Annotated in this window: 9 protein-coding genes; 4 read left to right on the top strand and 5 right to left on the bottom strand. The window is 32.0% G+C overall.

Translation table 11 applies throughout. From position 1 onward, the window contains the following. The first annotated feature begins 232 nt into the window (after positions 1–232). From ACH5TX_RS06955 to ACH5TX_RS06970, 4 genes are all read left to right on the top strand, one after another. Positions 233–1,273: a GMP reductase gene (locus ACH5TX_RS06955; RefSeq protein WP_439338809.1), complete on the top strand. Its 1,041-nt coding sequence runs from the start codon at positions 233–235 to the stop codon at positions 1,271–1,273. A gap of 223 nt (positions 1,274–1,496) precedes the next feature. After that, positions 1,497–4,826 carry a transglutaminase family protein gene (locus ACH5TX_RS06960; RefSeq protein WP_439338810.1) on the top strand — a complete coding sequence of 1,110 codons (3,330 nt, stop codon included), beginning with the start codon at positions 1,497–1,499 and terminating at the stop codon, positions 4,824–4,826. 17 nt (positions 4,827–4,843) lie between these two features. Further along, complete coding sequence (locus tag ACH5TX_RS06965; protein WP_439338811.1) at positions 4,844–7,399, top strand: circularly permuted type 2 ATP-grasp protein; 2,556 nt, start codon at positions 4,844–4,846, stop codon at positions 7,397–7,399. Between the two features lies 1 nt (position 7,400). Next, the gene (locus ACH5TX_RS06970) at positions 7,401–8,297 is read left to right on the top strand and encodes a transglutaminase family protein (RefSeq protein WP_439338812.1); all 897 of its coding nucleotides are present in this window, start codon (positions 7,401–7,403) and stop codon (positions 8,295–8,297) included. A 7-nt stretch (positions 8,298–8,304) separates the two neighbouring features. Here the strand turns inward: ACH5TX_RS06970 and ACH5TX_RS06975 are convergent, their stop codons facing one another. From ACH5TX_RS06975 to ACH5TX_RS06995, 5 genes are all read right to left on the bottom strand, one after another. Further along, entirely contained in the window at positions 8,305–8,673 is a 369-nt protein-coding gene (locus tag ACH5TX_RS06975; protein WP_439338813.1) for a GNAT family N-acetyltransferase, read from the bottom strand. 284 nt (positions 8,674–8,957) lie between these two features. Continuing rightward, entirely contained in the window at positions 8,958–9,782 is an 825-nt protein-coding gene (locus ACH5TX_RS06980; RefSeq protein WP_439338814.1) for a class I SAM-dependent methyltransferase, read from the bottom strand. A gap of 174 nt (positions 9,783–9,956) precedes the next feature. Further along, positions 9,957–10,142: a hypothetical protein gene (locus ACH5TX_RS06985; RefSeq protein ID WP_439338815.1), complete on the bottom strand. Its 186-nt coding sequence runs from the start codon at positions 10,140–10,142 to the stop codon at positions 9,957–9,959. Between the two features lie 285 nt (positions 10,143–10,427). Continuing rightward, positions 10,428–10,940 (bottom strand): DUF6174 domain-containing protein, encoded by a 513-nt coding sequence (locus ACH5TX_RS06990; RefSeq protein ID WP_439338816.1) that lies wholly within the window; start codon positions 10,938–10,940, stop codon positions 10,428–10,430. 199 nt (positions 10,941–11,139) lie between these two features. Next, the gene (locus ACH5TX_RS06995) at positions 11,140–12,363 is read right to left on the bottom strand and encodes an ATP-binding cassette domain-containing protein (RefSeq protein WP_439338817.1); all 1,224 of its coding nucleotides are present in this window, start codon (positions 12,361–12,363) and stop codon (positions 11,140–11,142) included. Positions 12,364–12,463: the final 100 nt, after the last annotated feature.

Genomic DNA, 12,463 nt, shown 5'->3' on the forward strand with positions numbered 1-12,463 from the left:
TAATAGCTATTGAAACAAAAATAAAGAAAGATAAAACTTTTCTTTTCTTGATTGATTTAATTGATTTAGGAAGAAACCTCATTAATTTTGGAATGTTTTTAAACAAACTTATCTATTATTATAATAACTAACAAAACTATTATGTTTAATTAATTGTTATAGTATTTGTATTTTTACTAATTTTCAAATTCTAAAAAGAACATTTTTTAAGTAAAGATAATCTAAATTACATATGCGAATAGAATACGATATAAAACTAGGATTTAAAGATGTCATGATTAGACCAAAACGTTCTACATTAAAAAGCAGATCGGAGGTTAGTTTAGAGCGCAGTTTTAAATTTCTACATAGCCCTTTAACTTGGACAGGCATTCCAATTATTGCTGCAAACATGGATACTGTAGGAACTTTTGAAATGGCTAAAGCTTTATCTAAAAAAAATCTATTCACAGCCATACACAAACATTATTCAGAGAATGAATGGTCTGAATTTATTTCTAATACCTCAGAGAATGCCTTAAATTATATTGCAGTAAGTACCGGCATAAGTGAGCAAGATTCTATAAAATTAGCCGCTATAATTACAGCTAATCCTCAAATAAAATTTATATGTATTGATGTTGCTAATGGTTATTCTGAACATTTTTCAAACTTTGTGAAACAAACACGCGAACTTTATCCAGAGAAAGTTATAATTGCAGGTAATGTTGTTACTGGCGAAATGGTTGAAGAACTTCTTCTTTCTGGTGCCGATATTGTTAAAGTTGGTATTGGTCCTGGTTCTGTTTGTACTACGCGTGTAAAAACAGGAGTAGGCTATCCGCAACTCTCTGCTATTATTGAATGTGCCGATGCTGCTCATGGTTTAGGCGGACAAATAATTAGCGATGGAGGTTGCTCCTCTCCAGGTGATATAGCAAAAGCATTTGGTGCTGGTGCCGATTTTGTGATGCTTGGTGGCATGCTTGCTGGACATAATGAAAGTGGTGGAGACATTGTAGAACGCGATGGAAAGTCTTTCCGAAAGTTTTACGGTATGAGCTCCTCAACAGCTATGGAAAAACATGTTGGTGGAGTAGCCGATTATAGAGCTAGTGAAGGTAAAACAGTAGAAGTACCATATAAAGGTTCTGTAGAAAACACGCTCCAAGATATTTTAGGTGGGTTAAGAAGTACCTGTACTTATGTAGGGGCTGCACGTTTAAAAGAACTAACTAAACGCACCACTTTTATTAGAGTTAACGAACAAGAAAATAGAGTCTACAATACATAGTTTTAGTTTTAAACATACTTTATTATTACAGAAACGCTATTGTTAATATAAAAATACATAAGCCAAAAATCATCAAATTATCATTTTTAAGAAACAATATTTAAAATCTTATAAATATTTAAAAAGAGGGATTCTCTTTTAATAACAAAAGTCTTAAAGCTATAAAAATAGCTTATTTTTATGTTAATATATTTTGCTTAATTCATTCTAAAAAACACAATTTATGGCGTTAAAAATTGTAATTTCTCACAAAACAACATACAAATACGATAGACCTGTATCTCTATCACCACATATTTTCAGATTACGTCCTGCACCACATAGTAGAACACCAATTGAAGCTTATTCAATTAAAATAACTCCAGAAAATCAATTCTTTAATTGGCAACAAGATCCTTTTGGAAATTATTTAGCACGATTAATTTTTCCAGAAAAAACAACAGAACTATCTATTGATGTTGAAATTATAGCCGATTTAAAAACCATAAATCCATTTGATTTTTTTGTTGAAGAGTATGCTGAAGAATATCCGTTTACTTACAACGAAACCACAAAGAAAGAACTACTACCCTATTTAGAAATTACAGACAAGGGTAAGTTATTAGAAGATTTTATTAAAACTATAGATTATACGCCTAGAAAAACCATCTATTTTTTAATTGATATTAATAGAAAAATATATGAATATTTAAACTATAACATCAGGATGGATCCTGGTGTGCAAACTTGCGAAGAAACCTTAGAACAAAAAAACGGTTCTTGTAGAGATTACGCTTGGTTATTTGTACAAACACTTCGTCATTTAGGTTTTGGAGCACGCTTTGTTTCGGGATATTTAGTACAATTAAAATCTGATGAAAAATCGTTAGATGGTCCTTCTGGTCCTGAAGAAGATTTTACCGATTTACATGCTTGGGCTGAAGTATATTTACCTGGAGCTGGTTGGATAGGTTTCGATGCCACATCTGGTTTATTAGCTGGCGAAGGTCATATTCCTTTAGCCTGTACACCTTCATTTGAAAGTGCTGCTCCTGTTTCTGGAGCCACAGATATTTGTGAAACAGAATTTGAATTTGAGAATTCTGTAAAACGAATTTTTGAATCACCTAGAGTTACCAAGCCTTATACAGAACAACAATGGAACGCTATTCATAAACTAGGTTTTAAAGTTGAAAAACAACTAGAAAAAGGCGATGTACGCCTTACCATGGGTGGTGAACCTACTTTTGTTTCTATTGATGATATGGAAGCTCCTGAATGGAATACGGATGCCGATGGCCCTCATAAAAGAGCCTTAGCTAAAGATTTATCTACCAAACTATATGATGAATTTGCCAAAGGTGGTATTTTACACCAAGCGCAAGGTAAATGGTATCCTGGAGAGCCTTTACCACGTTGGTCTATCGAGTTATGCTGGCGAAAAGACGGTAGAAACATATGGCACAATAAAAACCTATTTGCTTTATTTTCTGAAAATACGGAAATCCCAAAAGATGCCGATAAAAAATTCTTAGAAACTCTTACAAAGTATCTAGGAATAACCAATAAGCATTTGGTTCCTACCTATGAAGATGCCTTTTATTTTATGTGGGAAGAAGGCAAATTGCCAGTAGATATCGATCCTACAAAAGATGACGGTGCTTTATTAGTAAAAAACAAGTTAAAAGAAATTTTAAACGATGGTAAATCTAAAACGGTTGGTTATGTTTTACCATTAAATAACTCCATGGGAACTTGGTATACTTCTGATTGGAGTTTTAGAAGAAACCACTTATTCCTAATCCCAGGTAACTCCCCTATTGGTTTACGTTTGCCATTAGATTCTTTAATTAGAAAGCCTGAACACGGTGAGTTTCCTAAATACGATCCCGATAATTTTTCAACCAAAGGAAGACTCCCTAGTTTTAAAAAAATAGCTAAAGAACGCTATCAAGATATTGAAACAAATGGAGCAAAAGACACAACGAATAATTATTTTATAAGAACGGCTTTATGTGCTGAAATTAGAGATGGAAAGCTTCACCTGTTTTTACCACCGGTAGATTCGGCTGAAATATTTTTAGATTTAATAGCTTCTATTGAAGCTACGGCGAAAGAACTTAACATCCCTGTTGTTTTAGAAGGTTACGATCCGCCTAAAGACCACAGATTAGAATCTATGAAAATAACACCAGATCCGGGTGTTATAGAAATAAATGTTCATCCAGCAAAAAACTGGGAAGAGCTTGTAAATAATACGTTAACATTATACGAACACGCTAAAAAATCGCGTTTAGGAACCGAAAAATTCATGCTTGATGGCAAGCATACAGGTACTGGTGGTGGAAACCACGTTACATTGGGAGGATTAACTCCTGCCGATAGTCCGTTGCTTCGTAAACCAAGTTTACTAAGAAGTTTACTTACCTTTTGGCAACACCACCCTGGACTTTCATACTTATTTTCTGGAGCATTCATTGGTGCTACCAGTCAAGCACCTAGAATTGATGAGGCGCGTATGGAAAATCTATACGAGTTAGAAATTGCCTTCAGTCAAATTCCTAAAAATGGTGAAGTACCGTTTTGGTTAACCGATAGATTGTTCCGTCATTTATTAACAGATTTAACAGGAAATACACACCGTGCAGAATTCTGTATCGATAAATTATACTCACCAGATTCTTCATCAGGAAGGTTAGGAATTTTAGAGCTTCGTGCGTTTGATATGCCACCGCATCCACAAATGAGTTTGATGCAAAACCTTCTAGTTAGAACATTAGTAGCATGGTTCTGGAAAAAACCATATGAACATGATTTGGTTCGTTGGGGCACAGAATTACATGATAAATTCTTAATTGAACATTATGTAAGAGAAGATATTAAAGATATTGTAGATCAACTTAACAGAGCTGGTTATCCGTTTAAAGAAGATTGGTTCGATCCTTTCTTCGAGTTTAGGTTTCCGCTTCACGGAATGGTTGAAATTAATAATATTCATTTAGAATTACGTGCAGCTATAGAACCTTGGAATGTCTTAGGTGAAGAAATGACTGGTGGTGGTACTGCCCGTTATGTAGATTCGTCTGTAGAACGCATACAAGTAAAAGTTGCTCATTTTATTGAAGATCGTTTTGTACTTACCTGTAATGGTGTTAAAGTACAATTAAATAGCACTGGCGTTAAAGGCGAATATGTTGCAGGTATACGATATAAAGCTTGGAACCCTTATTCATCATTACATCCAACTATTGATCCAGATACACCGTTAGTGTTTGATATTGTTGATACCTGGAACAAACGTTCTATTGGTGGTTGTACCTATTATGTAGCACATCCTGGAGGACGTTCGTATGATAGCTACCCGATAAACAGTTTTGAAGCAGAATCTAGAAGAATCAATCGTTTCTGGGAATTTGGTCACACACAAGGTAATATTACCGAAAAAGAAATTATAAATCAAGATAGTACAGGAGCAAAAACAGTAAAAAAACAAGGAAGTTCTAAAAAGTTCAGCTATAAAGAGCTCCCTATTAATTTTGAATTCCCATATACACTCGATTTAAGAAAAAAATAGCATACCTTTATTAATACATGATTACAGATAGTAATATATTATTTAAAAATTATTTTTCTAATGCCAAAAAATACGATGAGGTATTGAAACCTGATATGTCCATAAATTCTAATTGGGAAAAATTACTTGGTAATCTTAAACAAATTGGAAAAGACAATTTATTAGCCAAACAAAATGAAATTGATTGGCTTATGGACGAAAACGGTGTAACATACAATGTTTATAACGATCCTAAAGGCATGCAACGTACATGGGATTTAAACATTGTACCTTTTATTGTCCATCAAAAAGAATGGGAAACCATTGAAAAAGGCATCACCCAACGTGCCGAATTAATAAACTTAATTTTAAAAGATATTTACGGAGAGCGTAAGCTTATAAAAAACGGAATCATTCCTCAAGAAGTTATTTTTGCACATCGTGGTTTTTTAAGGCAATGCGACCAAATTCAATATAAAACAGCTAAAAATTTATTGGTTTATTCGGCAGATTTAGCTCGAGGACCAGACGACCGAATGTGGGTTGTAAGCGACAGAACACAAGCACCTTCTGGCATGGGTTATGCTTTAGAAAACAGATATTCATTAAGTAGAGTGGTTCCTAATATGTTTCAAGATATTAATGTGAAACAACCTTCTCAGTTTTTTTATGAGTTTAATCAAATGCTTATTGAAGCTGCGCCACAAAACAAAGAGAATCCTAATATTGTAATTTTAACACCGGGACCGCATAACGAAACTTATTTTGAACATGCTTATATGGCTTCATTTTTAGGTTATCCGCTAGTTACTGGCAACGATTTAGTAGTTAGAAACGGTAAACTTTGGATGAAAACTTTAAAAGAACTCAAACAAGTTGATGTTATTTTAAGACGTGTAGACGATGTGTTTATGGATCCGTTAGAACTTCGAGAAGATTCCTATTTAGGCGTTGCTGGTTTATTAGATGTGGTTAGAGAACAACAAGTAGCTATTGTAAACCCTGTAGGTAGTGGTATTTTAGAAAACTCTGGCCTTATTCCTTTTATGAATGTTATTTGTAAATATTTCTTTAAAGAAGATTTAATATTACCCCAAATAGCCTCTTGGTGGTGCGGACAAAAAAAAGAACGCGATTATGTGCTCACTCATTTAAAAGATTTAGTTGTTAAACGTATTGACCGTTCTAATAGAGAAAACATTTTTTTCTGCGAATTTCTAGATACCAAAGCTTTAAACGCGTTAAAAAGAGAAATTCGTTTATCTCCTTATAAATTTGTTGCTCAAGAAAAAATATCATTTTCTACAGCTCCCAACCTTGTTGAAGACACTTTAGAACCTCGAAAAATTATGTGCCGCACTTTTGCTATTGCTAAAAACGATAGTTATAGTGTTATGCCTGGTGGATTAGTTCGTGTTGCTGCCGAACGCGAAAACTTATTTGTTTCCAATCAACGTGGAGGCATTAGTAAAGATTTTTGGGTAGTTTCAGACGATACACAAACCAATATTCAAAATTATTCATGGGATAGTTCTTGTAGAATTTCCATTTCAGACATTAATGATTTACCTAGTAATACAGCCGAAAACCTGTACTGGTCTGGGCGTTATTTAGGTAGAGCACTCGTTACAGCACGTTACTTACGTATGGTGCTGAATAGAATGAATAATGTAGAATATAACGACCGAAATGAATCAGAAAGTTTGGTATTCTTGTATCAATCTATCACACATATTACATCTACATTTCCTGGTTTTGTTGGTAAAGGTTCCGAAGAGCTTTTAAAAAATCCGCTTAAAGAAATCATTTCTTTAATCATGGACGAAAACAGACCTGGAAGTTTTGCACAAACCTTTTCTAGCTTTAACAATGCCTATTATTCTTTACGAAGTTTATGGTCTAAAGATATGTGGCGTGTTTTTGATGGTATAAAAAAACAATGGCGAAAATTTAAAGAAGAAGATGATTTTACAATTGCTAATCTTTCTAAATTATTAGACCGTATTATTACACGTTTAATTGCCTTTATGGGACTTATTGAAGAAAGTATTTTGGTAAACCAAGGTTTGCTACTGTATTTCATAGGTTTACAGTCTGAACAAGCCATGATGAATGTTGCTAAATGCCGATCTTTACTTGTTTTTAACCTTGATGAACATACACAGTATGACATTTTAGAATCCTTACTTACAAGTCATGAAAGCTTAAATATTTATAGATACAGTTACCGTTCTTATTTAAATATTGAAAATGTTATTAATTTAATTTTACTAGATAAAGAGTATGCAAAATCTTTAACCTATCAAATTAGACGCATACAAAAAGATATAGACCGATTACCTAATTCTGAAAACTCTGAGCGTGTTTCTATTTGTAAAAAACATATTTCTGAAGCCTATACCAAAATTCAAAATTTAGATATCAATGCGCTTTTAGAATTAAATGACGATAAAACATTAAGACAAAACCTTGATGATACTTTAGCAGAATTAAGCGATTTATTACACGAAACCTCTTTAGCGGTTTCCGATACCTATTTCAATCATGCTTACCAACAAAAACAATTGGTAAATCAAAATTTCCCGCTTTCTTAACATGACCTTTCAAATATTTCATACAACCAGTTATAATTATGAAAGTGGCGTTACTTTTTGCCATAACATAGCGACTTTAAAACCTAAAGATATGCTTGGACAAAAGGTTTTAGACTACCGTTTAGAAATAAGCCCTACGCCTACCGAATTTTCAGAGAAATTAGATTTTTTTGGTAATACTGTTACGCGGTTTTCTATACAAAAACATCATAAAAAACTAGAAGTAACGGCTTTTAGTAAAATAGAAAGAGATGCCAGTTTAGAACCTAATATTTACGAGTCTGAAACAGGAAAAAGTATTACTTTAAAAGAAGCTTTAGCAAGCTTAAAAAAACCAGACCCTGAATTATTAGATATAAAACAATTTATATTAGAATCTATTTTGGTAGCTAAAATTACACCAGAAATTAGAGCCTATGCCGAAGTATCTTTTAAACCAGATCGTTCTATATTTGAAGCTGCTTACGAGCTTATGCAACGCATTTATACCGAATTTGAGTTTAACACCCAAGTAACCAATGTTGCAACGCCTATTCACGATGTTATAAAACAAAAAAAAGGTGTTTGTCAAGATTTTGCACAAATTGCTATTGCTTGTGTGCGTTCGGTTGGTTTGCCTGCCAGATATGTAAGTGGTTATATTGAAACCTTACCGCCTCCAGGAAAAGAAAAATTAGTTGGTACAGATGCGTCTCATGCTTGGTTTTCCTTATACATACCTAGTTTTGGCTGGGTAGATTTCGACCCTACTAACAACCAAATACCAAAAAACCAACACATAACAGTATCATACGGACGCGATTATTACGATGTACCACCACTAAAAGGTGTTATTTACAGCACCGGTAAAAACAAAATGCATGTAGCCGTAGATATTAGACCTGCTACTGATAGTTAAAAAGGTACTATTTTGTTTTATAAATAACTCCTTTATTTCCTTCAAAATCAAAGTCTCTATTATATTCAAGTCCAATTTTCTCAAGTACTCTAATAGAAGCTTTGTTTTCTGTCATTGCTCGACCTACAATTTCGTGTAATTTTAGTTTGTTAAGTCCATACTCAACACATGATTTAGCAGATTCAGTCGCATATCCTTTATTCCAATGTTTTTTAAAAAATCGGAATCCAATATCATATTCATTTAATTCTTCAGAGAATTTAAGTCCACACCAACCTAAAAACTCATTATTTTCTTTATTAATTACTGCCCATCTTCCTAATCCGAATTTTTTATAATGGTCATAATTTTCTAAAAATAATTTTGAACTATTCAAATCAACAAAAGGCTTATCTCCTGTATATTTTAAAACGTCTTTATCTAGATTTAGATGATAAAAAAATCTGCGTCGTTAACAATTAATTCCCTCAAATAGAGTCTCTCAGTTTCTATAATTTTATTCATTCTTTATTTCGAGAGTTAGTTTTTTAGCTTAAATATAAAATTTACATATAATATTAGTGACGTGTTTAAGCACTAATTTAGTAAATAGAAACTTATATGCAGGATTTTCCAAGTAGGCTAGAACTAGTCATTAATTTTTTGCTTTATTTGTAACAGTTACTTTTTATATATTCCACTTTTAAGTTCTAGTTTACCACTTTTTAAATGCGTCAAGAGATTCAATAATTTTAGTTTTGTAGTGTTACCCATAAGAACATTTAGCCCTATATTTGGTAGCCCAGATTCTTTTAATATTGCGAGAAATATGTCAAAAAAATCAATTCCTGCTTGGGTTTGATTTATAGATTCCTTTTTCGTTAATCCAAGTTCTATTAAAAGTTTATCCATTTCTTCTGCCTTAAACAAGAAACTATGGTCAGCTAAACTAGCCCAAGGCATAGGATAATTAATTTCATCATTTCCTTTTTTTAGAATCTCATAAAACAGAAAATAGCCATCCGTTTTTAAAACTCTATTAATTTCTGAATAGAATTTTTTTTTATTCGGAATATTCATTTGTACGTGTTGTGTCCATACAACATCAAAAGTGTCGTCGTCGAAAGGAAGTTCGGTAGCGTCTCCCTGAATGAAAGTTGTTTTGTTTTTTAAATTAACAAGTTCTGATAGTTTAGTAGCTGTCCGTATATATTCATTACTTAAATCTATTCCTGTAGTTTGACAATTGTATTCATCTGCAAGCATTCTGCAAGGTCCTCCTAAACCACAACCTACATCAAGAACATCTAATCCGTTAATGTTAATACTATTGGCAAGTTCTTTAGATACAGAAGCGCCTCGAACATGAAACTCATCAACACCAGAAATATCAGACCTTTTTACATTACTTAAAGCAATATTTTGTTTCTTTAGACGGTTGACTATGTCTTCATAAAGTCCTTCTTTTAAATAATGCTTTTCTATACTTTGATTTAAACTATTCATTCAATTTTATGTACATAATTGCTTTAATTATTGCCAACTGTTGTGCATATGCAAAATGTGACTTTGTGTACGAGGATTTTCCGTAGGAAAATCAGAGAGGCCAAATAAGCACTAACCTTTAGATTTAGTAATAAAATTAAGCATTATTTTTCATACTTTGTTGTCCATCGTTTTTTATTTTGATAGAACAGATTCCGCTAATGATAAGAAGAATATAAAAAAGGTAATGAAATAGATTATTCCTAATTTTTTCGCTAATGAAATTATTTTTCTGTCTTTCTTTGATAAACCATACATTTTATTTGTGTTCATTCCTTGCGAAATCCAAAACTCAAACAATTCATCGTTTCTTGATTTCAATATCAGTATTTTAATCATAATAATAGCCAAAATCAATATCAATAGTCCTCTGAATATCATTTAGTCAGTTTAATTAAATTAGTCAATTTTTTTGTCAATTGTCAGAAGTTAAAATTGTGCACAACGGTTGTGTATAAGAATAATGCGGTTTTAAGTCCGAGGGTTTTCCACAGGAAAATCAGATGCTAGCAAACAGATCAACTACCAAACTCTTGAACTAAAATAAACAATATTTTTTACATGGTGTTGCGTATATTTTTTCTTTTTGAATTCGATATCTTTCTACTATTTAACTTCAAAATCACTAAATATAATTTGTATACTTAAACCACCATAAACAGTTTCAAAATAATTTCCTCTACACTTTATTTCAGTAGGATAGTGATAAGTTTCGTCATATGTTATAGTAAATTCAGCACCTTTCATATTACTTTGATTAGAATTAATGATATCTTCATAATAAGCAGTACACCATTCTATGTAATGAAAAACATCACCAATAGTTCCATAATAAGTAAGCTCTTCTATTGGATTGTTCGTTGCATATCCAGATTGGATAAATATTGTGTCTAATACCTTATTTTTAATAACACTAGTTAATTTTGGTTGACCACCAATAGAGGTTGAAAAGTATTCTTGGGAAAATGTATAATCCAAAATTTCATTTTCTGCCCATAATTGTCGATTTTTTTCAAAAGTTTTTTGGTCAAAATATAGACCAGTAAAATCATCTGAATCGTCAGAATTGCTGCATGAAATTAATAGAAATGAGATTGATAATAATAATATTTTTTTCATAACTGTTTTTTATAAGTTCATCTATTTATTAGATGTTCAAATCATAGTTTGGTTGCGTTAAATTACACACAACTTGTTATATAATAACCACTACTACTCATATTCTGTAAATAAATTAGAACTAGTGAGTGATTAAGCGTACTTATAATGTAAAGATAAAACTTTACAATAAACCACGTATTTTATTACAAAAAAAATATTAAACAGTTATTAACTTTCCAACAGAACCTGTTTCTTCTGGCACCAATTCATATATAAAATCTGGTTTAAGAAGTTTTTCTTCGTTTCGGTGCGATACATATAAAATGGCTGTAGTACTTTCTGTAGCTATTTTATTGACTAATTCAGCGAATATTTCGGCATCGGCATCATCAAGTCCGTTAGTAGGTTCATCTAAAATAAGTAATGGCGGTTGCTTTACCATAGCTCTAGCAATTAATACCAAGCGTTTATGACCATCAGATAAAAACTGAAAACTCTTATCTTTTATATGGTACATATTTAAAATGCGCAACCATTGATGTGCTATTAAAATTTGTCTATCCGATGGAAATTTATAAAGCCCGATAGAATCTAGAAACCCTGAAATAATCATGTTTTCAATAGAATCTGAACGCATAAAGCCTCGTAACATTTCAGAAGAAAAATAACCAATGTTTCTTTTTATTTCCCAAACACTTTCTCCACTCCCCTTTTGCATACCAAACAATACCATATCTTGCATAAAGCCTTTTGGGTTATCGCCAGTAATTAAGGTTATCAAGGTGCTTTTTCCCGATCCGTTTGGCCCTATTAATTGCCAAAATTCTCTTGGTTTAATATCCCAACAAATATTATTTACAATAGCACGGTTTCCATAACTAACTGTAACATTATTGAGTTTTACTAAGCTTTCCATATTAGCATCAATAAAATTGTATGCTGGTGGTAAATCTTCAATAAATATCTTTGTATCTAAAGGTTTTTCAACCTTGTTAAGCGTTTCTAATTTACCTGCTTGCCATTTATAAATAGCATCTATAAATGGTAACAAATCGCGTTTTCTGTTGGTAATTTGTATAATTAAAACGTTTCGACTTAAATTTTCTAAAGTCTTTTGAATGGTTTGTTGTGCTTCTACATCCAGACTATCAAAAACATTATCAACTATTATGTATTCTGGATTTTGAGCAATTATATGGTTTAATAAGGCTTTTTTACGTTCGCCTTGAGACGAATTTTTTAAACTATTTTTAGTTTGCGTGGTTACATCAAAATGACCGTAACGTGTTTCGTTTAAAATAAATTTATTTAAAGCTATTTCTGAAAACAGTGCGCCTTTTAAATTTGACAAATCACTTACTAAAGCTTGTTTTTGAATGCTTTCAAGAAGCTTCTTTTTATCGTCCTTATTAGAAATGTAAATGGCTGTATGAGTATTCAAAAATTTAATCTTTTAATTGAATTTCAAATTTACAAAAACAAAAAACCTTTAAACATATTTCATGCTTAAAGGTTTTAATATTTAGATTCCCGTTTTCACG

This window comes from Thalassobellus citreus (genome assembly GCF_044385915.1).
Lineage (GTDB): Bacteria > Bacteroidota > Bacteroidia > Flavobacteriales > Flavobacteriaceae > Thalassobellus > Thalassobellus citreus.

Bases quoted from the DNA above. Each gene is read 5' to 3' on its own strand.
- ACH5TX_RS06990 (WP_439338816.1), bottom strand. From the start codon at position 10,940: ATGAAAAAAATATTATTATTATCAATCTCATTTCTATTAATTTCATGC.
- ACH5TX_RS06970 (WP_439338812.1), top strand. From the start codon at position 7,401: ATGACCTTTCAAATATTTCATACAACCAGTTATAATTATGAAAGTGGC.
- ACH5TX_RS06965 (WP_439338811.1), top strand. From the start codon at position 4,844: ATGATTACAGATAGTAATATATTATTTAAAAATTATTTTTCTAATGCC.
- ACH5TX_RS06980 (WP_439338814.1), bottom strand. From the start codon at position 9,782: ATGAATAGTTTAAATCAAAGTATAGAAAAGCATTATTTAAAAGAAGGA.
- ACH5TX_RS06955 (WP_439338809.1), top strand. From the start codon at position 233: ATGCGAATAGAATACGATATAAAACTAGGATTTAAAGATGTCATGATT.
- ACH5TX_RS06960 (WP_439338810.1), top strand. From the start codon at position 1,497: ATGGCGTTAAAAATTGTAATTTCTCACAAAACAACATACAAATACGAT.